The organism is Variovorax sp. TLI9-5A, from assembly GCF_056867935.1.
Genome location: NZ_CP200310.1, coordinates 269,654 through 295,634, shown reverse-complemented (window position 1 = coordinate 295,634; position 25,981 = coordinate 269,654). Strand labels below are relative to the sequence as shown.

Sequence of the window (25,981 nt, the reverse complement as noted above, 5' to 3'; positions counted from 1 at the left end):
AGCAAGGGGGCGAGTGATGCAGGAAAACACGACTTTCGAATGGTTCGTCGCCAAGGCGCTGATGGCGCTCGCGCAGCGCCGCACCGAGGCTGGGCAGGAAGCATCGGCCGCCTCCGAACCCGCGCCCGACGCAATGGTCCGCGATGCAGACCCGTTCGCCGAGCGCCTGTGGAACCTGCTGCGCATCCGGCGCGCGCTGACGGCCGACGAAGCCGCGGCCCTGCTGGCCGGCGAGGACGACGACCTCACCCAGGGCCGCCGCCAGGCCGGCGCGCTCATGCTGTCCTGGTCGCGGCAATGCCCACGGGCCGTGCGCGTGGAAGCGCGGCGGGTGGACGGGCTCAAGCGCTATGCATTGCTGCGCGACATCGGCGCCACGCCCCCGGCACCGCGCGGAGGCTGCACCTCGTGACCAGTGCGCCGCCCTCATACATGAAGGAAGCCTGGTTCGCCCTGCTGCGCGATGCCTGCATCGCCCACCGACGCTCCGAGATCGCGGCGCGGCTGCACCTGAGCGCGGCCGCAATCAGCCAGGTCCTGAACGGCAGCGGCAAGTACGGGGCCGGCAAGGCCAGCACCGATCGCATCGCCCGCCGGGTGCTCGACACCTTCGGCACCACCCCGACGAACGAAACGGAAGAAGGAGCCACCGAATGAGCGTCACACCCGATCGAGACCTCGCCGGCGAAGTTCAGCGCGCCGTCGCCGCGCATCTCGAAGCCACCGAAGCCGCGTCCGCGAAGGAGCTCGACAACATGCTGGCGCAGCGCGTCGAGGGCTATCGGCCCGAGCCCGGCAACGTTGCGTTGCGGCAGCACCTGGCGAAGCTGGCCAGCAGCGGCCACGTCCACAGCGTGGCCGTCGGCGGCACGCCGCATTGGAAGCAGGGCCCCGGCCCCGTGGCCGGGCGCGTCGCCAAGGGCCGCCGGGTGATGCTGCTCGACTCCAGCGTCTACGAGCCCGAGGTCGTCCCGGTCATCAGGCCGGGTGCCATGGACTTCGCGCGCATCCCGAGCCTGCTGCTGGGCCATCGCAGCGACTACTGGGGCGGCTCGAATCAGGCGCACGCAAGCTGTCCGACAGCAGCTTGAGGAACAACGCAGACAACAACAACACGCCCCTATCTGGATCAGAGGAACACACGACCATGCACGCCCACGAATTCGTCAGCAGCGCACCGTTTCCGTCGAACAGGATCGATGCAGCCCCGTCGTCACGAGCTTCGAGCAGCTTCCGGCAGGCAGCCACCGCGCTGGCGAGCGAACTGCTGCCGCCCCGGCTGCGCGAGTTCGTGCGCCTGATCGGGTTGCCCGCGACGCTGCGGCTGATCGAGCGCTACGGCGGCCTGCGGATCTACATCCCGGCCCATCCGGCGCCGGACCATCCGCTGGCGGGGTTGATCGGTTTCGACAAGCTGCGCGCGCTGAGCGACGAGTACGCCGTCGACGGCATCGGCCTGCGCTTCGTGCTGCCGAAGGCCAAGCGGGCCTTTGACGCGATCCGCAACGAACGCATCCGCACCGACTTCAGCACGGGCAAGTCGGTGCGGGCCCTGGCGGCGGAACACAGGCTGGTGGAACGCCAGGTCGCCCGCATCGTCGCGGACATCGCGTTCCAGCCGTAGCCTTACTTCGCCTGCAGCAGCGCCGCAGCCTCCAGCAGCACCAGCTCGTTGTCGTCCGCCTTGTTCGGCTCGCGGCTGCTCGAGAACGGCAGGTTGTTGTCGTTGCCGACCACGATGTGCGTGGCGTCGACCACGTCGACGTTCTCGATGGTGAAGAAGGGGAACTTCAGCACGCCGTCGTTCAGGGGCTTGCGTGCGAGCTTGTTCGGGTCGGCGATGTTCAGCAGGTCGACGTAGCCGATCTTGCGCACCGGGCCGCCCACGTTGGCGTCGCTGAGTTCGACCTTGTAGACGCGCTTGAACTTCGCGATATCGTGGAAGCAGTCGGTGCGCTTCTGGCCTTCGGGGCAGGCCTTGTCGCTGGTGCCTTCGCCGTTGTCGCGCTCGATGATGAGGCCCGTGCTGCCGTCGATCATGTTGAAGTCGCCGATGGCGTTGCCGTTGGCTTCGAGCACGTACTGCCAGTGGCGGCCGGTCCACTTCTCGGTGGCCACGTCGAACTCGAGCACGCGCAGCGCTTCCTTGCCCTCTACCTTCTCGTAGTCCTTGGCTTCGGCGTTCCACACCGGGCCTTCGAGCAGCGCGTACAGCTTGCTGCCGTCCTTCGACGAGGCCATGCCCTCGAAGCCCTTGGAGCGCTTGATCTGGAAGTCGACCGCGCCGCCCGGGGCGCCTGGCGTGGTCACGGCCGGATGGTCGGGCGAGCGCACGGCCTTGCCGTCGACCAGCGTGTCGTACACGGCGAGCACCTTGCCCTTGAGGTCGGCCTTGATGAGGAAGGGGCCGAACTCCTCGCCGATCCACAGTGCGCCGCCAGCGAACTGGAAGCTCTCCGGGTCGAAATCGGAGCCCGTCAGGTAGCGCTGCCTGGTGCCTTCATGGACGATGCGGAAGGGCACCTTCTTGTCGGGGTCGTGCAGGAAGACGGTTTCGATGCGGTTGAACTTGCCGCTCTTGAAGTCCACCTTGTAGTGGTTCAGGTAGAGCATGAAGTCGGGCGAGTTGGCCTTGGCGCCGGCGCCGTTGTCGGTGAGGATCCAGAAGCTGCCGTCGTCCATCTTCTTGATGCCGGAATGGCCCTGCAGCGGCTGGCCCTTGAAGGGCAGCGACACGCCGGTGCCGCGGCCGCCCGAGAGGCCTTCGACCGAGCCCACGGCCTCGACGCGCTTGCCGCTGGTGAACTTGCCGCTGACCTGCAGGTCGGCCGGTGCGTCCTTGGGCGCCGCGACGAAACTCTGCGCTGGCAGCACCGCGTGGCCGGCGAGCGTGGCGGGAAAGGCGGTCTGCGCCGCGGCCGTGCCGCATGCGAAGGCTGCGGCAAGGGCGACGAATGACAGGGAGGCAAGGCGCGTCATGAGCGGGAAAGTCTTCAAGTGGAAAACGCGTGACCATGCCCACAGGGCATGACACAACCATGACATCGCCCACGGCATCAGCCCCCCAAGCCCCCCCTTCAGGGAGCGATGTCGACCGTCACTTCCCGCGACTCCGCCCGTCCCTGGTCGTCGACGGCGCGCAGCAGATAGCGCCGGCCCGAGCTCGCGAGGTCAGGCATCCAGGTGATGCCTTCGCCCGGCGCGGCGCGGCCGATGAGTGCGTCGTCCGCGAACCAGTAGATTGCCTGCGTGCCGGCCGCGGCCTCGGCGCGCAGCACCAGCGGCTCGGGCTTCTTCGCGCGCAGCGTGTGGCGCACGCCGCGCAGCGGCGAGGTAATGAGCGGCGCGCTGTCCGAAGACGCATCGCCTTCGCCGCCCTGCGCCTTCTCGCAACCGTCGGAGGGCGCGCTAGCGCGCGGCAGGCCGGCCTGCCGGAACAGCCGGCGCATGTCGCTGCCCCATTGCTCCACCACCTGCTGCCGCGCGTTGGGTTGCGGACCGCAGACGACCTTGCCCGTGGTCTCGTCGACCCAAACCGCGCGATGCAGGTTGCTGACCTGGATGGGCGACTTGCCCGCAATGAACCAGGTCATGGTGCGCACCGGGCAAAGCGCGTCGGGCAGGCCGCCCGTCGCCGCGCATACCTCCACCTGGCGCAGGTCGGGCGGCCGGCGCGATGCCATCTCGCCCGGGTCCAGCCGCTCGGCGCGCAGCGCATCGACCATGCGCAGGAAGAGCGGCGCCGCGGCATCCACGCCCACCAGCGCGGGGTTGCTGCTGCCGTCGAAGTTGCCGACCCACACCACCAGCACGTGGCGGCCGAACACGCCCGCGGTCCATGCATCGCGAAAGCCCCAGGAGGTGCCCGTCTTCCATGCGATGGCCGGGCGCGCGGGCAGCGTGGTGTCGGGGCGCGGCGTGTGGCGCAGCATGTCGAGCGTGATGAACGAGGCCTCCTCGCTCAGCAGGCGCAGCGGCTGCACGGGCTTCTCGTCGGGCTCTGGCTGCGTGTAGCGGATGGGCTGCGAGATGCCGCCGTTGGCCAGCGCCGCGTACATGCCGGCCAGTTCCTCGGGCGTGACCTCGCCGCCGCCCAGCACCAGCGCAAGGCCGTAGTGCTGCTCGCTCTGCAACTTCTGCACGCCCGCCAGCCGCATGAAGTCGTAGAGGCCCGGCTTCGAGAGCTTCGCCGCCACGGCCACCGCGGGCACGTTGCGGCTGCGGATCAGCGCCTCCTGCGCCGGCAGCGGGCCGGCGAAGCGGTGGTCGAAGTTCTCGGGCGTGTAGGGGCCGAAGGAGGTGGGCGCGTCCTTCAGCATCGTCTTCTGATGCAGCAGCCCCTGGTCGAGCGCCAGCGCGTAGATGAAGGGCTTGAGCGTGGAGCCCGGCGAGCGCTTGGCCAGCACGCCGTTGACCTGGCCCGAGATGGCGTCATTGCGGAAGTCGGCGGAGCCGATCATCGCGCGCACCTGCATCGTCGATGCATCGAGCAGCAGCGCGCTCGCGTTGTTCATGCCCACGTCGGCATGCGCGCGCAGGTACTGCGCCATCACGCGCTCGAGCGTGGCCTGCATGCGCAGGTCGATGGTGGTGTGCACCTCCTGCACGCCGCGCTCCTGCGCGAGCAGCATGTCGGTGGCGTGCGGCGCGAGAAAGGGCAGGCTGCCGCGCGACTGCGCGGACAGCACAAGCTGCGCATCGGGTGCATGCTGCCTCGCGGCCGGATCGCGCTCGGCCCACAGTGCCCACAACCGCTCGCGCGCGGCCTGCAGCTCGGCATTGCGCCCGCGCTCGGCGATGCGCTTGACGGGGTTCTGCGGAATCACCGCGAGCGTCAGCGCCTCGGGCAGGCTGAGCTTGGCGGCGTCCTTGCGGAAGTAGATGAGGCTCGCGGCCTGCACGCCCTCGATGTTGCCGCCGTAGGGCGCGGTATTGAGGTACGCCTCCAGGATGTCGTGCTTGCTGAAGCGTGCCTCCAGCCACAGCGCCGCGAAGATCTGCGCGACCTTGCCGGTGGGCGTGCGGCTGTCGATACCGTACACGCGACGCGCGAGCTGCATGGTGAGCGTGGAGCCGCCCTGCCTGCGCTCGCCGCTGGCGATGCGCCATGCGCTTCGCAACAGCGCTGCGGGGTTGACACCGGGGTGTGCGTGGAAGCGCCGGTCTTCGTATAGCAGCACCGCATCGACCAGCGTGGGCGAGATGCGCTCCAGCGGCACCCAGAGCCGGTATTGCTCGTCGGCCGCGAGCGTGAGCCGCATCAGCTCGCCGCCTTGCGCATAGACGGCGCGCGAGCTGCCGACGGTTTCGCTCAGCGGGGCGTGGGGCCACAGGCGAAGAAGGACAAGCAGCACGACGAAGACCGCAAGGGCGATGACGGCCTTCCTCCCTCTCCCGCTTGCGGGAGAGGGCTGGGGTGAGGGCGTCGGCGATGGATCGAGCGCGGAGGTCATAGGAAGCGCCGCACCCTCACCCTAACCCTCTCCCGCAAGCGGGAGAGGGGACAAGGCAAGAGCGCGTCACGACCAATTCGCCACCACCTGGAAGCGCGCCCCCGCCGAGCGCGAGAACACGCGCCGGTCGTACATCGCCTCGCCGTAGGCCGCCGGCACCACGTAGTCGCCCACGTTGGTGGCGCGTGCCTTGTAAGTCACTTCGAGCAGGTCCTTGTTGACGCCGCCGTAGAACACAACGCGGTCCTCGCGGATGTCGGCATACTGCACCTTCCACGAACCGCCGCCGCCCAGGCGCTTCTTCCAGATGGGCGCGTCAGCGTTGGCTGCATCGTCGTCGTCGCCCACGGCCTGCAGCACGGGCTCCAGGCCGCCGGGCAGCACGTCGACCAGCGCGACGTCGTTGATCTGCGCGCGCTCCAGGCTGCGCACGCGCACCCGCACCGTGACCTCCTCGCCGAGCTTGGCCTTGGTGATCGGGTTGCCCTTGGCGTCGAGCACCTCGTGGAAGATCTCCAGGCCCTTGTTCACCGGCGTGCTTGGCACGTTGCGCTCGAAGCCCTGTTCGGCCCAGCTGTAGTAGAGATTGAAGTCGCTGTCGTTCGACAGTTTCAGCTTCGCGGTACCGGCCGGCACCGAGGCGCGCGTGATCGGGTTCACTGCGCCCAGCGCAAGCGCCGCGGCCTGGCCCTGGGCATTGACGGTGCTCGCCGAGAGCTTGCCTTCCACGTTCTGCCCCACGGCCTCGAAGTAGGAGTCGACCGCCAGCAGCATCGAGGCCGACGACAGGCTGTTGTACCAACCGTCGCGCACCATCGCCGCCATGCCTTCCCACACCGCGGGCTTCAGCGTCTTCAGGCGCGAGGGGAAGTGGCGGCCCACCAGGTGCAGCGTCATGCTGTCGTGCACCAGCGGGTCGTAGTAGGCGCCCCAGACGTTGCGGCGCTGCTTCTTCTCGGTGCGCGCGAGCAGGTCGGCCCACACCGGGTCGAGCAGCTCGTTGGCCACCTGCTCCTGCTTCACGAGCTGGTAGCTTGCGGCGAGGTACACGGCGCCGAGGTCGTCGCCCCAGCCCACAGTCTGCCGCGACAGCTGATTGCGGCGCGCTTCGCGCAGGTTGGCGAGCGCGGCCGGCGCGACGATGCCCTGGCGCGTCAGCAGGTAGGCCGCCTGCGTGCGCTGGCGCCAGCCGTCGAGCGTGTTGTCGCCGCTGCCCAGCCAGCCCTGCAGGTAGGTGTTGGCCTTCTGCAGCAGGTCCTGCGGCACGGGCAGCTTGTGATCCTTGGCCTCGACCAGCAGCTGCACCGCATACAGCGTCGCGAAAGCGTCGGTGCCGGCGCCGGGCCACAGCGAGAAGCCGCCGTCGGCCGTCTGCCGCGCGCGCAGCTGCACCAGGTAGCGCTCGAAGGTCTTGCGCGCCTCGGGCAGCGGGCCCTGCTCGGCCGTGCGGCCGCGCGACATTTCCTTCACCAGCTCGGGTCGGCCCGACAGCAGCACCGCCGGGAAGGTCTGGCTGGTGATCTGCTCCGTGCAGCCGTGCGGATAGGCCTCCAGGTACTGCATCAGGCCGGTCGCGAAGGCCCAGGGCGCGGCCGACACGGCCACGTCGCTCTGGCGGAAGTTCGGGTATAGGTCGGCCTGGCTCGAGATTTCTCCCGAGCGCTGGAAGCTGCCGGCCTGCACCAGCGTGACGAGGGGCGATGCGGGCCGCACGCTCACCTCGGTCGACAAGCGCGCGCTGTAGTTCTTGTGCGTGGAGGTGAACACCAGCGCCGAGGAGCCCAGCACCGCCTGCTCGCCCGGCTTGGCGCGCACGTTGAACCTGGTGCTGGCTTCGCCGCGCTCGTTGACCTTGAGCGTCTGCGTGGCATCGCCCACCACTTCGAGTCCGCCCGAGGCGGTGAGCGTGAGCGCGATGGGCGCCTCCTTGCCCGAGCCGACGATGTTGTTGGCGAGGCCCACGCCCACCTCGACGGTGTCGCCGGGCGCCATCGCCAGCGGCGCGTTCGGCAATATCACCATGTCGCCGCGCACCACGGTGCGAGTGCTCTTGGCGGCGGTGGTCTCGTCGTTCACGGCCACGGCCATCACGCGCAGGCTGCCGTTGAAGCTCTCGGGCACGGTGTAGCTGAACTCGCGGCTGCCGTTCACGTCGACCAGGCCCGACCAGTAGGCCACCGGCTTGTCGCGCTTGCGCTTGAACGGGTTCAGGTGCTTGCCGAGCTCGCCTTCGCCGTCGCCGCCGGGTGCGGCGCCCTGCATGAGCTTCTTGAACTCCGGCAGGATCAGGTCGAGCGTCTGCAGCGTGCCGACTTCGAGCGCGCGCTTCTGGAAGAAGTGCTTCAGCGGGTCGGGCGTCTTGTAGCGCGCCACCTGCAGGATGCCTTCGTCCACCGCGAACACCACGGCGCGCGTGGGCTTGTCGCTGGTGAGCTTCATCTTCACCGTCTGCCCCGGCTTCACCAGCTCGCTGCTGGTGAGCTGCAGGTTGGCGGTGCGCTTGGTCAGCGCGGTGGCGAAGGGCACCACACCGTACGACAGCGGGCTCATGTAGACCTCGTCGGAGGCCGGGTCGCGCACGAAGTGCACGTTGATGTAGCCGGTGCCCTCGAAGTCCTTCGGCACGGTGATCTTCTGCACCGAGGCGGTCTTGTCGGCCTTGAACCACGCATGCGCGTAGACCTTGTCGCGCTCGATGGTGATGAGGCCCGCGCCCACGTACGGCGCTCGGATGCTCACCGAGATCTCCTGGCCCGGCTCGTAGTCCTTGCGGTCCAGCGTGAGCTGCAGCTCGGCATTGCGGTCGAGCGAGCGCGACACGTTGGCATTGCCCGCCACGCTGTATTCCACGCGGTTGAGCTCCAGCCCCTGCGCGTTGCGCACCACGTAGGCGAAGTTGCCGGGCGCGGCTGTGTCGAGCACCACGTTGTTGCCCGCGGCCGCGATGGCGAAGGGCTTCTCGTCGAGCACGATCTCCTTGCGACGCGACTCGTAGCGGTACAGGCCGTTGTCCTGCTTGATGAGCACCGACAGCACCTTGCGCTCGACGCGCTCGATCTTCAGGTCGGCCACGGCCGTCTTCTTTGCGCGCGGGTCGATGGCGATCACCGTGGCGTTGCGCGCGGCGCCCTTGCTCACGTAGCTGGTGTCGCCGTCGACCTTCACGCCGACGAGGTAAGGCATGTCGCTCACCAGCGTCTGCGCCTCGGCAGACACGCTGCGCCCGCCCTCGGGCTCGAAGGCCTTGGCCAGCACGTGCACCTGGTAGGTGGCGGCGTCGAAGCGCGAGAGGCGCAGGTCGAACTCGGCCTTGCCGTCGGCGCTGGTCTGCACGCTGCCCAGGTCGTCCACCTGCTTCTCGGTGGCGCGCTGCGGGTCGAAGAAGGCGTAGTCGGTGAAGGCGCGGAACACCGGGAAGCCGGGGCTCAGCGTGAGCGTGCCTTCCACCTTGCGGTCGGGCGCGGGCGTGCCGAAGAGGTTCTGCACGTCGATCTGCGCCTTCAGGTCCTTGGGGCTCACCCATCCTTCGGCCACTTCGCTGCTGAGCTTGGCCGTGACCTTGGTGCGGTCGGGCAGGAACTCCTGCACCTTCACCGTGGTGCTGCCGATCAGAAGGCTCTCTACCTCCGGCGCACCGGGCGACGACTGTCGCGGCAGGTAGAGGTTGACGGCGTAGTTGCCGGTGGGCGAGGTGTCCTGCGTGGTGTGGGCGATCTCGGCCGCGCCGCCCGGGCCGAGCCTGAGTTTTTCGCGGCGCACGCTGAGGCCGCGCGCGTCGATGATCTCGGCCTCCAGCGGCAGGTCGCGCAGCGAGGTGGCCCAGTTGCCGGCTTTCACCATCATCGCGATGTGCATGGTGTCGCCGGGCCGGTAGATGCCGCGGTCGCTGAAGACGTAAGCCGTCATCTGGTTCGGCACGCCGGCCGCGCGCAGGCCGCCGACGTCGAAGCGCGAGATGTCCAGCGTGCGGTCGCTGCGATTGAAGGGCAGGAAGCTCAGGTCGCCGTCCTTGCGCACGACCAGCACCACCGGCGCCTTCTCGCGCTGGTAGCCGGCGAGGTTGGGCAGCTTGGCCGCGCCCGTGGCGTCGGTGGCCTGCGACGCGACGATCATGCCGTTGCGGCCCCACACCTCGACCATCGCGCCCGCCACCGGCTGGCCGCTGGCGATGCTCTGCACGAACACATCGCGCGTGCCGTCGAGCGATTTCTTGGCGACGATGCCCAGGTCGGTGACGAGAACCAGGCGCTGGTCGATCTGCTGATCGGGGCTGCCGCCCTCGCCGTTGTCGCCGCTGCCTTCCTCTTCGGAAGACTGCTCTTCCTGCTGCTGTGCCTCTTCGGGTTGGGCCTCGCCCTCGGGCTTCTTCTTCGCCTTGGGGTCGTAGCCCTGCACCTTGAGCAGGAACACGCCGCGGCGGTCGGTCGCGTCGCTGCGCAGGTATTCGGCGAAGTCGACGGTCTCGTAGTGCGCCTTGCCGGCGGGGATGCTCAGCGGAATCTCCTTCTGGAACCGGTCGACGAGGTTGTCAGACTGCAGGCCGCCGTAGAACTGCGGATGGGCGAAGTCGCCGTTGGTCTGCGTCACCAGGTGCTGCAGCTGCTGCGGCAGCAGGCGGCCGATCTCGAGGCGGATGCCGGGCAGGTCGCGCACCAGGATCGGCAACTTGCGCTCGCCCGAGAGCGCGAGCAGCGAGCCCTGGCTCATGATGGTGAGCTCGGGCGCGAAGGTCTTGAGCAGGCGCACGTCCTGACGCGCGGCGCCGAGCTGGTAGCCGCCCGGCGTCTTCAGGCCCTTGGCCACGCGCACCAGCAGGTAGCGGCCGCCTTCGGCCTGCGGCATACGGAAGCTGACCATCTCGGTCACCTCGCGCTCGCTGGCGATCGGCTGCAGGTTGAGCTTCTTCGCGCGGCGCAGCACGGCGTCGGTGATCTTCGCCGGATCGGCGGACCAGTCGAACTTCTCCTCGGGGTCGCCCTTGGCTTCTTCCGTGGCGGGCAGCAGCCAGGCCTGCACCACACGGGCCATCTCGCGCTCGTGCACCGGCATGGAGGCATTGACCTGCAGCACGTGCTCGGGCTCGCCGTTCTCGCCGGTGACGATGGTGGGCTCGATGCCCGCGATGGCCAGGCTGTAGAGGCCGGGGATGTCGACCGCGCGCGACTGGTCGTTGCGCAGTGCCGGTCCGCCCTTCTGCGCGACCGTGCCGGCCGTGAGGCTCAGGATCGCGGGTCGCGTCTTCTCGGGAATGGGCAGTGGCTCCGACTGCAGCGTGGCGATGAGGCGCAGCTTGTCGTAGCTGACGGTGAACTTCTCGCTCGCGCACTTGCCCACGCTGAAGAAGGAGCTGCTGCAGGGCTGGTCGTAGGTCAGCACCAGCCGCTTCTCGAACTCGGTCGTGTTGACGGGGTGCGAGAAGCGCACCTGGTAGAGCGCGCGGCGCACGTTGGCCTGGACCGGGTCCTGGTAGAACTCGGCGCCGATGAACTGCGCGGTGAACTCCGGCGAGCTGAACTCGTACTTGCGCTGCGCCAGCTCGATGTGCGGCGCGAGGGCGCTGTCGGCCAGCTGCACCTTGTAGGGCTGGCCGACGGGCCAGTCCTGCGTGGGCAGGAATTCGAGGCGGTTCTGCTTGGTCCACGTCCAGCGCCCGGCGATGGCGGGCTCGATGCTGACGCCGGTGGCCTCCTGTCCGACGCGCGCGATGGGCGCGACCGAGGCCGAGAAATTGATGACGAAGGGGTTCGGGCCCCTGTCGAGCTCGATCTGCGTGCGCTGCGGCGAGTCGGTCTTCGCGGTGGCGACCACGGGCTCGACGCGATCGGGCGTGAGGCCATGCCACCACTTCATGACATGGGGATGGGCAACCCAGCCGGCCAGCACCAGCAGTGCAAGCAGCACCAGCCATGCAAGCCGCTTCTGCAGCCATTGAAATCCCAGAAGAAGGAAGGCGCCCAGGATTCGCAGCCAACCCGGCGGTCGCCAGGAACCGATGAGCCCGCGGGCCAATGGCCGCAGGAAGCCGAGCGCGCGGCCCAGCCCGGTGAAGAACACGTCGCTGATCGACGCGAGTTTTCTGTTGGCGACTTGAAGCATGGAAACTCCCCACTGTTTTTGTTGGCGCCCGCGAGTGTGCGAGCCATCTGTGAAGCAATCGCGCTGTGTGTGAAGTCTTCGTGAAAACCGCACAGGCCCGCGCCGGGCCGCATTCAACGATTCATAGCTGGGGCTTGTTCACCATCAGGTAGAACACGACCACCATGGCCGCGAAGGCCGGATAGCCCAGCAACTCCCACCAGCGCTGGTAGCGCGCGTAGAGCGGAGGCAGCGACGCCGCATCGCGATGCGCCTGCGCCGCGATCGCCGCCATGCGGATCTGCAGCCACACCACCGGCAGCCAGCAGGCGCCCGCGAAAACGAACAGCGCCAGCGAGACCGCGAGCCACGGCGTGGACAGCGGCCAACCCGCCATGTGCGCCAGCGCGAAGCCGGTGGCCGGCTGCAGGATGACGGTGGGCGTGGTGAACCACCAGTCCGCACGCACCACCAGCCGGCTTACCACCGCCTGCGCGGGCACGCTGCCGCTGCGGTTGGCGAAGAACAGGTAGAAGGCCGAGCCCAGCCCCGTGCCGACCATCAGCACGCTGGAGACGATGTGCAGCCACTTGAGGACGAGATAGGTGTTCATGTCACGGTGCGGCGCCGGTACAGGTGCCAGAGGAGGGCGGCGATGGGGATGTTCTTGAGCAGCGGGCCGAGCGGATGCAGCCACAGCCCCGGCTGCAGCACCGTCGCCACCACGGTCATGACGAGCATCAGGGCCAGCGCCGCCACATAGCTGGCGCGGCCGGGCCATCGCCACAGCGCGATGCCGACCGCAAGATCGGCCGCCGCGCCGCCGACGATCAGCCCCTGCACCAGCCATTGCGGCGATGCAATGCCGGCGGCGGCCAGCACCTCGCGGCTCTGGCCGTTCAGTTCGACGAAGCTGGCGACGGCAGTGAACAGCCATACGGCGACGAGGCTGTAGCGCAGCAGGCGATCGGTCTCGTCGGCGGGGCGGGTCATCTGGCGAGGGGGCTTGCGCTTCTCTCTTCGTCGACCACGTCGGTCACCATGCCCCAGCGCGCGAACTCGGGTTCGAATTCGGGCAAGGAGAGCAGTCCCATGCAGGCATGCGCGCCGACGGGCAGCGCCGTGTCGCCGTTCGCAAGCCGGCGCGCCAGCAGGATCGCAGCCATGCATGGAATCTCCGGCCCGTGGCTGTCGTCGGCCGCAATGTGCCAGGCGCGCCGCGACGGCCGGCCCTGAGCATCGGTGCCTTCGACGCGCACGACCATGCCGCCCAGCGCCGTGCCCAGTGCATCGAACATGCCGCCAGTGGCATGCAGCAGCGGCGCGAGCTTCTGCGGCGCCGGCAGCAGGCCCGCGCGATGCATGAAGGCCAGGAAGGCGAAGGCGCGCTGTGTCAACCCGACCTCGAGCGCGGCGCGGAACATCACCGACTGCACGCCTTCGTAGCACGCCGGAAAGAGCTCCAGGTCGGGAATGTCGCAGAGCGCACCACGGCGCGGCTTCATGCGCGCGAACTCCACCTTCACCGGATCAGCCCAGCCAGGCAGCTCGATCCAGCGGCCGCCCTGCCAGACGCGGATCGGCTCACCGCAGTACGCGAGCACGCCAGCCAGAGTGGCCTCGCCGCGCGGCGCGCCCTGCGCGGGGGCGATGCAGATGTCGATGCTTCGGATGCCCTGCCAGCCGGCCGCGAGATGGTCGACGACGGCCGAGGACAGCGCGGGCACCGTACTGGCGCCGCTCACCGCAGTGCGGCCGGCGGCGCGAAACGCCGCGCCCAGCGCTGCGGGAAAGTCGCACACGAAGCGCCGCCCGTCGGCCAGGTCGATGTAGTGCGCGCCCGCCGCAGCGACGGCCTGCGGCACGCGGTAGTCCTGGTTCTGGAAGGGGCCGGCGGTGTGGATCACCAGCTCCACGCCCAGGCCACGCAGAGTGCCGGCGAGATCAGCGGCCTGCACGTCGATGCGCACGCCGCTGGCGGCCGCGCCCAGCGATGAAGCGAAAGCCGACGCGCGCTGCGCATCGCGCCCCGCCACCAGCAGCTCGATGCCGGGGCTGCCGGCCAGCGCGCGGCTGATGCGCGCGCCGAAGTTGCCATAGCCGCCGAGCACCAGCGTCTTCATGCTGCCGCCGCCGCGTCCGTTCCGGCAACGTGCCCGCGCGTGAACGCCTCTTCGAAGATCGAATAGCCCGACCAGTCCGCATGCGCGAACGACAACCGGCCCGCCGCCACGCTGCCGCGATGCTCCGCATCGGGTGCGCTGCGCTGCGAGGCGATCTGCGCCAGCAGGCCGGGCCTGGGGATGGACATGGCGTGCCCGTAGCGCGTGATCTCGATGCGCGAGACCAGCGCTGGCAGGTCGGGGTGCGGCACCGACAGCTCGGCGAGCAGGTCGTCGCGCCAGCCGGTCCACGGGCGCTCCAGCAGCAGCTTGCGGCCGTCGGCGGTGTCGTAGCCGCTCGGTCCCAGCGGGCGGTACCAGCTCAGCACGGTGCCGCGCGGCGTGGGGTCCAGCGTCTGATGGCGCGCGTCCACGTAGCCCAGGCCCCTGGTGCCGTAGATCACGTTGTCCCAGCTCGGCGCGGCACCGGGCCGGTCGGCCAGCGGGCCGCGCAGGTGGATGTTGGCGACCAGCCAGGGCGCGTAGCGCACATGCGCGGCGGCGTTCTTCAGTATCTCGGGCGCGTTCTCGACCACCCGCGCGGCGATGAACACGGGCAGCGCGACGATGCAGCGCTCGGCCTGCCAGCGCACGAGCGATTTCGATGCCGCGTCCCACGCATCGACCTCGACACCGTCGCGCACTTCGGCGATGCGCGTGACCACGCTGCCGGTGCGCAGGCGCTCGCCGAGCGGCCTGGCGAGCTGCTTCGTGAGCCAGCCGTTGCCCTCGGGCCAGGTGAGGATGCCGTCGCGCTCGGGGCTCGAATCGTTGACGCTGCCGGTCGGGTCGCCGGGCGCATGGAAGCCGTGCCGGCTCGCGAAGTAGTGGATGCCGGCCCAGGCCGACACCTGCCCGATGCCGGCGCCGTAGTCGTCGCGGCAGCAGTAGTCCAGGTACCAGCGCAGCTGCGCGTCGCTGAAGCCCTCGGTGTCGAGCCAGCTCTGGAAGCTGACGGCGTCGAGCGCCAGCAGCTCGGGCGTGATGGCGACCCTGAGCGTCGGAATCGCGAAGTGCGCGGCGTGCTGCAGCGCATCGATGCGCTGGGCGAACTTGCGGTACTGCGCGAGCGTGGCTTCGTTCACGCCGTGCACCGGCAGAAGGCCGTCCTGCCATTCGCCGTGAAGGAACAGGCGCTCCTGCGGGCTGTGGCAGAGCGTGACTTCGTCGTACTCCCAGCGGCCCGCCACGCGGCGGCGCAGGCCGAGCTCCTCGAGCAGGTCCTGCACCTCGCGTGCGTCGTCTCCGGGCACAGGCAGGTAGTGCGCGCCGAGCGGGCAGGCGATGCCGTTGACCGTGCCGCCGCGCGCATTGCCGCCGGCTGTGTCTTCCAGTTCGAGCAGCGCGAAGTCGTCGACGCCCGCAAGCCGCAGCGCCCGGGCCGCGGCAAGGCCAGCCACGCCGCCGCCGGCGATGACCACGCGCGTGCGCTTCACCGTGGCGGGCGCAGCGCTCTTCAGAGCGCCGTCGCGCATCGCATGGCCGCGCATGACGTCGATGCCGGTGAAGCCGCCTTCGATGGGCGGCGGCGGGGCCTCGCAGCCCGCGAGCGCGAAGGCACCCGCAGCGCCCGCGGCAGCCCCGAGGAAACCACGGCGCTTCATACCCGCCGGCCCCTTCCAGGAACACCGCGGAACCGGCTTTGCCGGGCCGCAGGTGTTGCCCCCGGCGAGGGGGTTGGCGAAGCGACACGAAGTGCGCGAAGCCTGGGGGAGTACGCCATTCAATGCGCCATGACCTTGCCCCACTCCTGTTCGTAAGTGGTGACTAGGACCTGGTTCGACAGCCGGTTCACTTCGGCCGGAACGCGCGCCATGTCGAGCGGAAAGTCGAACATCAGCGGCAGTGTGGTCGGGGAGAGAAAACGCAGGCCCGGCGGCAGCGCATCGGGCATGCGGTACGGTCTGCGGCTCGCGATGATGTAGCCCCACTCGCCGAAGCTGGGCACGTGCGCGTGGTACGGCGTGGCGCGCAGGCCCACCGATTCGATGGTGGTCGCCACGGTCCAGTAGCTCTTGCGAGCCACCAGCGGCGAAGTGGTCTGGACCACCGCGTAGCCACTGGCCGACAGGCGCTTCTCGAGCAGTGCGTAGAAGCTGTTGGTGTAGAGCTTGCCGATGGCGAAGTTCGTGGGATCGGGAAAGTCGACAACGATCACGTCGAACGTGTCGCCGGGCTGCTGCAGCCACTGGAAGGCGTCGGTATTCACGATCTTCACCTTGGGCGAGGAAAGCGAATGCCCGTTGAGCGCAGCCAGCGTCTCATGCTCGGTGAAGAGCTTTGTCATGTTCGGATCGAGCTCCACCAGCGTGACCGACTCCACCGACGGGTACTTGAGGATCTCGCGTACCGCCATGCCGTCGCCGCCGCCGAGCACCGCGACCTTCTTCGGCGCGCCCTGGGCGGCCATCACAGGATGCACCAGCGCCTCGTGGTAGCGGTATTCGTCGCGCTCGGCGAACTGCAGGTTGCCGTTGAGGAACAGCCGGTGCCCCAGCAGTCCGCGCGTGACCACGATGCGCTGGTAGGGCGAGGTAGCGCTGAAGACGATGCGGTCCTGGTAGAACTTGTCCTCGGCCAGCGTGGTGATGTGGTTGGCGCCGGCGAAGGCGGCCACCAGCGCGGCCAGCGCGAGAAAGCAGGCGACGGCGTGCGCGCCCACGCGGCGCAGTTCATGGCGGAAGAGCCACAGCGCCCACACCGCCACGGCCGCGTTCATGAAGCCGAACAGCAGGCCGGTGCGGATCATGCCCAGCTGCGGCACCAGGATCAGCGGGAAGGCCACCGACACCGCCAGCGCACCGAGGTAGTCGAAGGTGAGAACCTGCGACACCAGGTTCTTGAGCACGATGTTGCGCTTCAGGATGCGCATCACCAGCGGGATCTCGAGCCCCACCAGCGTGCCCACCACCATCACCAGGCCGTACAGCAGCAGCCGGAAGGCGCCGGGCACGTAGGCGTTGGCCAGGAACAGGATCGCCGGCAGCGCGCCGCCGATCAGCGCGACCAGCAGTTCGATGCGAAGGAAGTGCGCCGGCAGCTGCCTATCGAAGTAGCGCGAGAGCCATGAGCCCACGCCCATGGCGAACAGGTAGGTGCCGATGATGGTGCTGAACTGCAGCACCGAGTCGCCCAGCAGGTAGGAGCTGAGCGCGGCCGCGGTGAGCTCGTAGACCAGCCCGCAGGCGGCGACCACGAACACGCTGGCGAGCAGCGCGATCTCCACGGGTTGCGGCCCCCGCGCTTCCGGGCCGCGCGCGGGCAGGGCCGCGTCGTTCAATGTATTGCTGCTGCGACGATGATGCTGATGCCGAGGCTCATTGCCGCCACGACCAGACCCAGCGCCACGTTCTGCTTCTCGACGATCTCGCCCCACAGGTCGTAGGGCGTGATCTTGTCGATGATCAGAAAGCAGAGCCAGAAGATCACGACGCCGATCAGCGCGTACACGAGCGATCCGAGGACCACGCCCGGTTTCAGCCATTCAAATCCCATGGGGACCTCCAGTCGTAGTAGTGAGAGAGAGCATCGCGCGCATCTTCGTCCTCATTTGTGGCCGCCGCCACTCGAAGAGCCGCCATACGAGCCGCCCGAGCTGCGGTAGCCTGACGAGCCGCCGCTGCTGGAGCAGGTGCTCAGGATGATCAGCAGGATGATGATCACGACGATGATGAGGATGATGGTGCCGCAGCCCAGCCCCGAGGCGGCGCTCACGGGCAGCGCGTCGGCGCGCTTGAACATGTCCTTGCGCGCGTCGAGCTTGAAGGCGGTGGCCACGGCGCCGCTGTCGATCTTGCTGCCCGAGGACCAGGTGAGCTCGTTGGTCGAGCGCTCCATCGACAGCAGCGCGCCGCCGTTGGCGAAGTCGCGGTTGAAGGTCTTCTGCCCGCGCTCGACCTGCCAGTAGAACTCGCCCGCCACATAGGTGGTCTCGGCGTTGTAGGCGTATTGCTGCTGGTAGCGCTTGTTGAGGTAGGTGGCGCTGCTGCCGTTCTCGGCCATCACCGGCGCGCCGGTGGTCGGCTTGACCATGCTCCAGCCGTCTTCGGCGTCGACCAGGAAGCTGAATCCACGCTTCTTGTTGTAGAGCAGGTACTCGTCCCAGCCGAAGTGCTCGTCGTCGCCGGGCTCGCTGCCCATGCGGTGCTGGAAGCCAACCACCTGCCACTGCGCGCCCTGCAGCTGGCCCATGCTGCCCAGCGCGATGAGCGGGCGCACGGGCTCGTCCTGCGTGGCGTGCTTCAGCTCGCCGCCGATGCCTTGCGACAAGTCGATGATGCTGTTGCACGAGCCGCAGGTGATGCTCTTGCTGTCCGCCAGGTTGACGGTGACGGGCGAGCCGCAATTGGGGCAGTTGAAGCTGCGGCCCTTTTCGTCCTTGGCAGACTCGGCGCGCAGGCCGGTGAGCTGCAGGTCCTCGAGCTGCACCGAGCGGCCGAGGTAGGCGCTGGGCTTGGCCGTGCCGTAGTCGATGCTGAGCACCAGCCCGCGGTCGTTGCGCAGCTCGACCATCGCGAAGGGCCGGCCGAGTTCGGGCAGGTGCGGCAGCTCGCCCTGCGCCGAGGTCAGCGCCACCTGCTCGTTCGAGGTGACGGTGTAGCTCTGGCCCGCGAAGGCGCTGGTGGCGCCCACGCGCAGGTCGACCGGCGGCGGCGCGGCGCGCTGCAGGTCGAAGGGCAGCGCGAAGACGTAGGCGCCATTGTCCTCGCTGAGGATGGCGGTGCGATCGCCGTCGAGCGCGGCGATCCATTCGGTCCAGCGCCCGCCGGGGTAGGTGTACTGCAGCCGGCCGATCAGCGTGAAGGGCTTGTCCTGGATGCGGCCGGCGGCGAACAGCTGCAGCGGGCTGAAGTCGTCGAACAGCTCGGCCATCTTGCCGGTGCGCGCGAGCGTCTCGCCCTGGCGCACGACAGTGCTCTGGCAGTAGGGACAGACCGCGTGCGTCGATTGCGCCGAGCGGAATTCGACCGGCGCGCCGCAGCCGGGGCAGGGCGCTCGGTAGAAGCGTTGGTTGCCGGTTTCCTCAGCCATGGCACGCAGCTGAAGACACGACGAGCGAGGCGGGAGATACCGCGGAACCGGCTATGCCGGGCCGCTGGTATCGCCCCCTGCAAGGGGGAGGAGAAGCGACACGAAGTGCGCGAAGCCTGGGGGTTAGACCAGTTTCTTGAGCAGTTCGGCCTTCTTGGCGTCGAACTCTTCCTGGGTGAGGATGCCCTTCGTCTTGAGTTCGCCGAGCTTCTCGAGCGTGGTCATCACGTCTGCGGCGCTCACCACGGCCACCGCCGGTTGCTGCTGCTGGGCTGCCGCGGCAGCCGCCGCGTTGGGGCTCAGGCCCTGCGCGAGGTTCTGGGCCAGCACCTGGCCGAGCGCCACGCCGGCACCCAGGCCCATGGCGTCGCCCGCGATGCCGCTGCCGCCGGCGGCCGCGCCTTCGGCGAACTTCGGAATGGCCTGCGCCGTCTGGTACTGCATGAACTTGCCCATGTCGTTGCCGACCATGCCCATGCCGATCTTCTGGTCGAGGATCTTCTGGAGCTCCTCGGGCAGCGAGACGTTCTGGACCGTGATGTTCTCGAGCTTGATGCCGATCTTCTCGAACTCGGGCACCAGCTGGGCGGCGAGCGCCTGCGCGAACTGGATCTGGTTGGCCGCGAGATCGAGGAAGGGCACGCCGCTGGAAGCGATGGCGTTGCTGATGTTCTGCAGCACCAGGCCGCGCAGCTGGCCGTCGAGATCGGCCACGGAATAGATGTCGCGCGTGCCGGAGATCTCGGTGTGGAAGGCCTTGGCGTCGCCGATGCGGAAGGAGTAGTTGCCGAAGGCGCGCAGACGCACGGCGCCGAAGTCCTTGTCGCGGATGGTGATCGGCTGGGGCGTGCCCCACTTCTGGTCGACCTGCTGGCGGGTGCTGAAGAAGTAGACGTCGCTCTTGAAGGGGGACTCGAAGAGCTTGTCCCAGTTCTTCAGGTACGTGAGCACGGGCAGCGTCTGCGTCGTGAGCTTGTACATGCCGGGGCCGAACACGTCGGCCACCTTGCCTTCGTTGACGAAGACGGCGACCTGCGACTCACGCACGGTGAGCGAGGCGCCGTTCTGGATTTCCATCTCCGCCATCGGGAAGCGCCAGGCCAGCGTGCCGTCGCCGGTCTCGGTCCACTGGATGATGTCGATGAACTGCTTCTTGATGAAATCCATCAGGGCCATGGTCGCTCCTCGTCAGGTTTTTTCAGGTTTTGTCCGAACTGTGCATATTGCCACAGCGGTCTGAAGAAACACCCGTGCTATTGGTCATGGGCGCCACTGGCCATGCGGCGTATGGCGTCATGCACGAGGTCTACAATCGGCGCCCCCAGAAGAAGCGCCACCAGGAGCTACGGCACATGTCAGATTCGACCCCCTCGACCTCATCGACTCCCACGCCCGAAGACAAACGCGCAGAACTGCGCCGTGCCGCCCTCGAGTACCACGAGTTTCCCGTTCCCGGCAAGATCGCCATCGCGGCGACGAAGCAGATGGTCAACCAGCGCGACCTGTCGCTGGCCTACTCGCCGGGTGTGGCGGCTCCCTGCGAGGAGATCGTCAAGGACCCTGCCAACGCCTTCAAGTACACCTCCCGGGGCAACCTCGTGGCCGTCATCAGCAACGGCACCGCCGTGCTGGGCCTGGGCGACATCGGCCCGCTGGCCTCCAAGCCTGTGATGGAAGGCAAGGGCGTGCTCTTCAAGAAGTTCGCGGGCGTCGACGTGTTCGACATCGAGATCGACGAGAAGGACCCCGCCAAGCTGGTGGACATCATCGCCTCGCTGGAGCCCACCTTCGGCGCGGTCAACCTGGAAGACATCAAGGCGCCCGACTGCTTCTACGTCGAGCGCGAGCTGCGCAAGCGCATGAAGATCCCGGTCTTCCACGACGACCAGCACGGCACGGCCATCACGGTGGCTGCCGCCATGGTCAACGGCCTGAAGGTGGCCGGCAAGAAGATCGAGGAAGTCAAGCTGGTCGCCTCGGGCGCCGGCGCCGCGGCCCTGGCCTGCCTGAACCTGCTGCTGAAGGTCGGCCTGAAGCGCGAGAACGTGTTCGTCACCGACCTGGCCGGCGTGGTCTACGAAGGCCGCACCGAGCTGATGGACGACGACAAACGCCAGTACATGCAGAAGACCGACGCGCGCACGCTCGCCGAGGTGATCGAGGGCGCCGACGTGTTCCTGGGCCTGTCGGCAGGCGGCGTGCTCAAGCCCGCCATGGTGGCCAAGATGGCCAGGCGCCCGGTGATCTTCGCGCTGGCCAACCCCAACCCCGAGATCGCGCCCGAGGACGCCCACGCGGTGCGCGACGACGTGATCATGGCCACCGGCCGCACCGACTACCCGAACCAGGTCAACAACGTCCTGTGCTTCCCGTACATCTTCCGCGGCGCGCTGGACTGCGGAGCGACGACGATCACCGACGAGATGGAGATCGCCGCGGTGCACGCCATCGCCGACCTGGCGCAGGCCGAGCAGAGCGAGCGCGTGGCCGCCGCCTACGTCGGTGAGAAGCTGAGCTTTGGCCCCGAGTACCTGATCCCGAAGCCCTTCGACCCGCGCCTGATGATGAAGATCGCGCCGGCCGTGGCCAAGGCGGCCGAGGAAAGCGGCGTGGCGCAGCGCCCCATCAAGGACATGGACGCCTACCGCGACAAGCTGCAGAGCTTCGTCTACGCCTCGGGCACCACGATGAAGCCCATCTTCGACGCCGCCCGGCGCGCGAGCAAGAAGCGCGTGGCCTATTCGGAGGGTGAAGAAGAGCGCGTGCTGCGCGCCGCCCAGATCGTGGTGGACGAAGGCGTGGCGCGCCCGACGCTGATCGGCCGGCCGGCCATCATTGCCCAACGCATCGAGAAATTCGGCCTGCGCCTGAAGGAAGAGCTGGACTACGACGTGGTCAACGTCGAACAGGACCACCGCTACCGCGAGTTCTGGCAGACCTACCACCGCATGACCGAACGCAAGGGCGTGACGGTGCAGGTCGCCAAGATCGAGATGCGGCGGCGCCTGACGCTGATCGGCTCGATGCTGCTGCACAAGGGCGAGGTCGACGGACTCATCTGCGGCACCTGGGGTACCACCGCCAATCACCTGCACTACATCGACCAGGTGATCGGCAAGCGTCCCGGCGGCTGCGAAAGCACCCCCCAGGACGTGCCCGTGTACGCCTGCATGAACGGCCTGCTGCTGCCCGACCGCCAGGTGTTCCTGGTCGACACGCACGTCAACTACGACCCCTCGCCCGAGGAGCTGGCCGAGATCACCACGATGGCGGCCGAGGAAATGATGCGCTTCGGCCTGAAGCCGAAGGCGGCGCTGCTGTCGCACTCCAACTTCGGCACCAGCAACGGCCCCAGCGCCATCAAGATGCGCCGCACGCTCGACCTGCTGCGCGTGCAGGCGCCCTGGCTCGAGGTGGACGGGGAAATGCACGGCGACGTGGCGCTCGACAGCAAGCAGCGCGCGGTCGTCATGCCGCACAGCGCGCTGGCGGGCGACGCCAATCTGCTGGTTTTCCCGAACATCGACGCGGCCAACATTTCCTACAACCTGCTCAAGACGGCGGCGGGCGGCAACATCGCGATCGGCCCGGTTCTGCTTGGTGCGGCCAAACCTGTGCATATTCTCACGGCGAGCGCGACTGTTCGGCGCATCGTGAACATGACAGCCTTGACAGTGGCCGACGCAAACGCCGAGAGATAAGCCCTCTGGCGAGAGTGGCCGCCAACTTGAAAAGCCATTCGATACCCTCGCGACTGCTCAAACTTTGGGCAGTCGCTTGCTATTTTCGCCAGCGTGGTGCACACTCGCGGGCTTGAATTTGCGGGTTAACCCCGACGTTGATCGCCGATTCGACCCCCCGCTCTTTTCTTGTGGTGCCCCATGGCGGCTTACGCCTCGATCACGTCCTCTGTCACAAAGTTTGCGCTCACCAGTCTGATGCTGGTGGCGTTGACGACGGGGGCCGAGGCCCGCGGATGGTTCGGCGCCGGAAAAACGTCCGCCGAGGAAACCATTGCGCTGACCGACCTGCCTGTGCAGGGCCAGCGGACCTACCAGGCCATCCTCAATGGCGGCCCCTTCCGGTATGACAAGGACGGCACGGTCTTCGGCAATCGCGAGCGACTGCTGCCGCCGGCCCGCCGCGGCCATTACCGTGAATACACGGTAACCACGCCCGGCTCGCGCAACCGCGGAGCACAGCGGATCGTCTGCGGCGGCGAGCAGCGCACCGCGCCCGAGGCATGCTGGTACACCGCGGACCACTACGCGAGTTTCAGACGGATTGCGCCATGAGCGATGAAAACGACCTGAGCGGCGCCTCGAAGCGCCCCGAAGAAATGATGATGACTATGGAAAGACCAGCGGAGATGACCTTATCCCTTCGTGCCGTACGCCCGAACATCGTGCAATCGATCCGCGCGTTCCGCGTGAACGACCTGCAGGACGCGGCCAACGCGGCCGGCCAGCACTTCCTGTACGCCAACCTGGGCAACGCCCAGACCAAGCAGGACGTGCTCGACCTGATCGCGCAGCAATTCACGTTCCCGGCCCACTTCGGGAAGAATTTCGACGCGCTGTACGACTGCATGACCGACCCGTTGCATAAATCGGGCCCGCAGCCGGGTTTCGTCATCGTGCTGGAACAGATTCCGGCCAACGCCAAGTTCGACAAGGAAGCCCGCGAGCAGCTGCTCGACATCTTCCGCGACGCCTCGGACTACTGGGGCGACCGCAAGGTCCCGTTCCGGTGCTTCTATTCTTTTCTGTAGCCCGTTCTGCATCCACCAGCCAAGCAGAACGGGCGAACGAGGCTCAACCGAACGTTGAAACCCTCGATGGCATCGAAGTGAACACCGCGGCAGCCGCAACGGCAGCAGCAGCCACCACCGAGCCGGCCGGCGAAAAGATGCCGACCGACAAGCTGGTCGACGTGTCGCCGCTGGCGCTGCGCATGAGCAGCCCCTTCAACGCAGGTTACTGGCTCGCCGCCGCCTGACGAGAAGAAAGAAGCCGGCAAGCTTGCCGGCAAACATGAAAAAAGCGCGCCCTCGGCGCGTTTTTTTCATTGGGGCACGGCCTGGGCCAGCGCCACATATTCGGCCACCGGCACTTCCTCGGCCCGCCGCTGGGTGTCGAAGTCGCCGGAAAAGCCATGTTCCTGAAGCCACTTGCCCAGCGTGTGGCGCAGCAGCTTGCGGCGCTGGCTGAAGGCGACCTGCACGATCTCGCCCAGGCGCTTCTCGTCGACGGCCGGCGGCGTCGCCAGCGGCACCATCCGCACCACGGCGCTGTCCACGCGCGGCGGCGGGTCGAAGCTCTCGGGCGGCACGAACAGCACGTTCTCCATCTCGTAGCGCCACTGCAGCATCACGCTCAGGCGGCTGTAGTCGGAGGTGGCGGGGCCCGCCACCATGCGGTCGATCACTTCCTTCTGCAGCATGAAATGCTGGTCGGCGACCAGATGGGCATAGCTCAGCAGATGGAACAGGATGGGCGTGGAGATGTTGTAGGGCAGGTTGCCCACCACGCGCAGCGGCTTGCCGGCCGGGAACCTCGCGGCCAGCTCGGCGAAGTCGACCTTGAGTACGTCCGACTCGATGACGTCCAGCTGAGGATGCTCGCGCAGGCGCTTGGCCAGGTCGCGGTCGAGCTCGATCACGGTGAGCCGGCCCAGCCGCTCCACCAGCGGCTGCGTCAGCGCGGCGAGCCCCGGGCCGATCTCGACCATGGCATCGCCGGGCTGCGGCGCGATCTCGCGCACGATCGAATCGATGATCCCGCCGTCGGACAGGAAGTGCTGCCCGAACCGCTTCCTCGCGATGTGCTGCGCCATCAGCTCAGGATTGCGGTGGGTCGCGGTATTCGACGTAGGCGCGCCCGCGCACTTCCTGCACCCAGGTGGTGAAGGCTTCTTCCACGCGCTGTTCGCGCAGCGCGGCGCGCGCGGCTTCACGCTGCTCCGACTGGCTGAGCTTGGAATCGCGGCGGCCGACCACCTGGATCAGGTGGACGCCGAAGCGCGAGACCACCGGATCGCTGATCTGACCCGGCGAGAGGCGGTCCATGGCTTCCTCGAACTCGGGCACGAACTGGCCGGGGCGCGACCAGCCGAGGTCGCCACCCTGCTTGGCGCTGCCGTCCTGCGAGTTGTCGCGGGCCAGGCCCGCGAAGTCGGCCGTGCCGGCCTGGATGCGGCGCTTGAACTCGGCCAGCTGCGCAACCGCCTGCGCGGTGGTGCGCTTGGGGTCGTTGAGCAGCAGGATGTGACGCACCTGCGTCTGGGTGACGGTGGCGTCGCCGGAGCCGATCTGGGCCTTAGCCAGCACCTTGAGCACGTGGAAGCCGGCGCTGGAGCGCACCGGCCCGGCGATGCCGTTCACGGCGGTCGACTGCGTGGCCTCGACGAACAGCGACGGGTAGCGGTCGGCGCTGCGCATGCCGATGGCGCCGCCGTTGGCGCGGTCGGGCGAATCGGAGTTCTCGCGCACCAGCTTGGCGAAGTCTTCGCCGGCGCGGGCGCGCTGGGCGAGGTCCTGCGCCTTCTTCTGCGCGGTGGCGATCTGCGCGTCGGTGGCGTTCTCGGGAACGGCCACCAGCACCTGCGCGAGGTTGAGGTTCTCCAGCGCCGCGTTCTTCACGGACTGGTTGCGCTGGTCGCGCAGGTATTCGTCGGCCTCGGCGTCGCTGACCTTGACCTTCGATTCGACCTCGCGGTCGCGCAGGCGCGTGAGCAGCAGCTGGTCGCGCAGGTCGTTGCGGAAGTCCTGCTGCGCGATGCCTTCGGCCGCCACGCGGCGGCGCAGCTCGACCAGACTGATCTCGTTCTGGCGCGCCACGGTCTGCTCGGCCTGGTCGATGGCCACGTCGTCGACCTTGATGCCGTTTTCCTTCGCGAGCTGCAGCTGCGCACGCTCGGTGATCAGGCGCTCCAGCACCAGCCGCGTGAGCTCGCCACGGGGCACGCGCTCGGCGTCGGGGTTCTCCTTGATGAGCCGCGTCACGCGCGACTGCACGTCGGTGTTGGTGATCGGCTCCGAGTTGACCAGCGCGACGATGAATTCAGCCGAGCGCTGCACCGGCGCCGCCGAAGGCGCGGTGGAAGGACGCGCCGCCGGCGGGCCAAGGCGCGGGCCGGCGCGCATGATGTCCGTGATGCCGGTACCGGGACGATAGCCCTGCGCACCCGCCGTGGCGGCGATGGCCGCGAGGCAGCCCAGGGTGATGATGGAACGGATGTGTTTCATGGCGTCGCTCAGTC

21 protein-coding genes are annotated in these 25,981 nt (G+C 68.2%); 8 read left to right on the top strand and 13 right to left on the bottom strand.

From position 1 onward, the window contains the following. Positions 1–16: 16 nt before the first annotated feature. From AC1VNX_RS01400 to AC1VNX_RS01385, 4 genes are read left to right on the top strand one after another with little or no spacing between them, the layout of a single operon-like run. Positions 17–412: a hypothetical protein gene (locus AC1VNX_RS01400; protein ID WP_483155143.1), complete on the top strand. Its 396-nt coding sequence runs from the start codon at positions 17–19 to the stop codon at positions 410–412. 20 nt (positions 413–432) lie between these two features. Continuing rightward, complete coding sequence (locus AC1VNX_RS01395; protein ID WP_483155142.1) at positions 433–657, top strand: hypothetical protein; 225 nt, start codon at positions 433–435, stop codon at positions 655–657. Further along, positions 654–1,091, top strand: a complete 438-nt coding sequence (locus AC1VNX_RS01390; RefSeq protein ID WP_483155141.1) for a hypothetical protein — start codon at positions 654–656, stop codon at positions 1,089–1,091. Before AC1VNX_RS01395 ends, AC1VNX_RS01390 begins: the two co-directional genes overlap by 4 nt. A gap of 56 nt (positions 1,092–1,147) precedes the next feature. Then, positions 1,148–1,624 (top strand): Mor transcription activator family protein, encoded by a 477-nt coding sequence (locus AC1VNX_RS01385; protein ID WP_483155140.1) that lies wholly within the window; start codon positions 1,148–1,150, stop codon positions 1,622–1,624. A 2-nt stretch (positions 1,625–1,626) separates the two neighbouring features. Here the strand turns inward: AC1VNX_RS01385 and AC1VNX_RS01380 are convergent, their stop codons facing one another. From AC1VNX_RS01380 to AC1VNX_RS01330, 11 genes are all read right to left on the bottom strand, one after another. Continuing rightward, the gene (locus AC1VNX_RS01380) at positions 1,627–2,979 is read right to left on the bottom strand and encodes an esterase-like activity of phytase family protein (RefSeq protein WP_483155139.1); all 1,353 of its coding nucleotides are present in this window, start codon (positions 2,977–2,979) and stop codon (positions 1,627–1,629) included. A gap of 98 nt (positions 2,980–3,077) precedes the next feature. After that, entirely contained in the window at positions 3,078–5,453 is a 2,376-nt protein-coding gene (pbpC, locus tag AC1VNX_RS01375) for a penicillin-binding protein 1C (RefSeq protein WP_483155138.1), read from the bottom strand. Between the two features lie 66 nt (positions 5,454–5,519). Continuing rightward, on the bottom strand, positions 5,520–11,549 hold the full coding sequence (locus tag AC1VNX_RS01370; RefSeq protein WP_483155137.1) for an alpha-2-macroglobulin family protein: 6,030 nt from the start codon (positions 11,547–11,549) through the stop codon (positions 5,520–5,522). Positions 11,550–11,670: 121 nt separating this feature from the next. Next, a complete protein-coding gene (locus AC1VNX_RS01365; protein WP_483155136.1) occupies positions 11,671–12,141 on the bottom strand; it encodes a DUF2269 family protein in 471 nt (156 codons plus the stop codon). Beyond that, a complete protein-coding gene (locus tag AC1VNX_RS01360; RefSeq protein ID WP_483155135.1) occupies positions 12,138–12,521 on the bottom strand; it encodes a DoxX-like family protein in 384 nt (127 codons plus the stop codon). The genes AC1VNX_RS01365 and AC1VNX_RS01360 overlap by 4 nt, the downstream gene beginning before the upstream one ends. After that, complete coding sequence (locus AC1VNX_RS01355; RefSeq protein ID WP_483155134.1) at positions 12,518–13,651, bottom strand: saccharopine dehydrogenase family protein; 1,134 nt, start codon at positions 13,649–13,651, stop codon at positions 12,518–12,520. The genes AC1VNX_RS01360 and AC1VNX_RS01355 overlap by 4 nt, the downstream gene beginning before the upstream one ends. Then, on the bottom strand, positions 13,648–15,294 hold the full coding sequence (locus AC1VNX_RS01350) for an FAD-dependent oxidoreductase (protein WP_483155133.1): 1,647 nt from the start codon (positions 15,292–15,294) through the stop codon (positions 13,648–13,650). Before AC1VNX_RS01350 ends, AC1VNX_RS01355 begins: the two co-directional genes overlap by 4 nt. Before the next feature lie 119 nt (positions 15,295–15,413). After that, entirely contained in the window at positions 15,414–16,970 is a 1,557-nt protein-coding gene (locus AC1VNX_RS01345; protein ID WP_483155132.1) for a polyamine aminopropyltransferase, read from the bottom strand. Further along, the gene (locus tag AC1VNX_RS01340) at positions 16,967–17,185 is read right to left on the bottom strand and encodes a DUF350 domain-containing protein (RefSeq protein WP_019653703.1); all 219 of its coding nucleotides are present in this window, start codon (positions 17,183–17,185) and stop codon (positions 16,967–16,969) included. Before AC1VNX_RS01340 ends, AC1VNX_RS01345 begins: the two co-directional genes overlap by 4 nt. 51 nt (positions 17,186–17,236) lie before the next feature. Further along, positions 17,237–18,721, bottom strand: a complete 1,485-nt coding sequence (locus AC1VNX_RS01335; RefSeq protein WP_483155131.1) for a DUF4178 domain-containing protein — start codon at positions 18,719–18,721, stop codon at positions 17,237–17,239. Positions 18,722–18,844: 123 nt separating this feature from the next. Next, positions 18,845–19,897 carry an SPFH domain-containing protein gene (locus tag AC1VNX_RS01330; protein ID WP_093195849.1) on the bottom strand — a complete coding sequence of 351 codons (1,053 nt, stop codon included), beginning with the start codon at positions 19,895–19,897 and terminating at the stop codon, positions 18,845–18,847. Positions 19,898–20,073: 176 nt separating this feature from the next. Between AC1VNX_RS01330 and AC1VNX_RS01325 the strand changes: the two genes are divergently transcribed. The 4 genes from AC1VNX_RS01325 (at position 20,074) to AC1VNX_RS01310 (ending at position 23,719) form a co-directional block, all read left to right on the top strand. Further along, a complete protein-coding gene (locus AC1VNX_RS01325; protein ID WP_483155130.1) occupies positions 20,074–22,422 on the top strand; it encodes an NADP-dependent malic enzyme in 2,349 nt (782 codons plus the stop codon). Positions 22,423–22,602: 180 nt separating this feature from the next. Beyond that, the gene (locus tag AC1VNX_RS01320) at positions 22,603–23,016 is read left to right on the top strand and encodes a guanyl-specific ribonuclease (RefSeq protein ID WP_483155129.1); all 414 of its coding nucleotides are present in this window, start codon (positions 22,603–22,605) and stop codon (positions 23,014–23,016) included. Positions 23,017–23,066: 50 nt separating this feature from the next. Next, positions 23,067–23,492 carry a barstar family protein gene (locus AC1VNX_RS01315; RefSeq protein WP_086011111.1) on the top strand — a complete coding sequence of 142 codons (426 nt, stop codon included), beginning with the start codon at positions 23,067–23,069 and terminating at the stop codon, positions 23,490–23,492. A 77-nt stretch (positions 23,493–23,569) separates the two neighbouring features. Then, positions 23,570–23,719 (top strand): hypothetical protein, encoded by a 150-nt coding sequence (locus tag AC1VNX_RS01310; RefSeq protein WP_483155128.1) that lies wholly within the window; start codon positions 23,570–23,572, stop codon positions 23,717–23,719. Positions 23,720–23,785: 66 nt separating this feature from the next. Here AC1VNX_RS01310 and rsmA read toward each other — a convergent pair whose 3' ends face one another. Together rsmA and AC1VNX_RS01300 are read right to left on the bottom strand one after the other, a co-directional pair. Continuing rightward, positions 23,786–24,556 (bottom strand): 16S rRNA (adenine(1518)-N(6)/adenine(1519)-N(6))-dimethyltransferase RsmA, encoded by a 771-nt coding sequence (gene rsmA / locus AC1VNX_RS01305; protein ID WP_483155127.1) that lies wholly within the window; start codon positions 24,554–24,556, stop codon positions 23,786–23,788. 4 nt (positions 24,557–24,560) lie between these two features. Next, positions 24,561–25,967: a peptidylprolyl isomerase gene (locus tag AC1VNX_RS01300; protein ID WP_483155126.1), complete on the bottom strand. Its 1,407-nt coding sequence runs from the start codon at positions 25,965–25,967 to the stop codon at positions 24,561–24,563. Between the last annotated feature and the right edge of the window lie 14 nt (positions 25,968–25,981).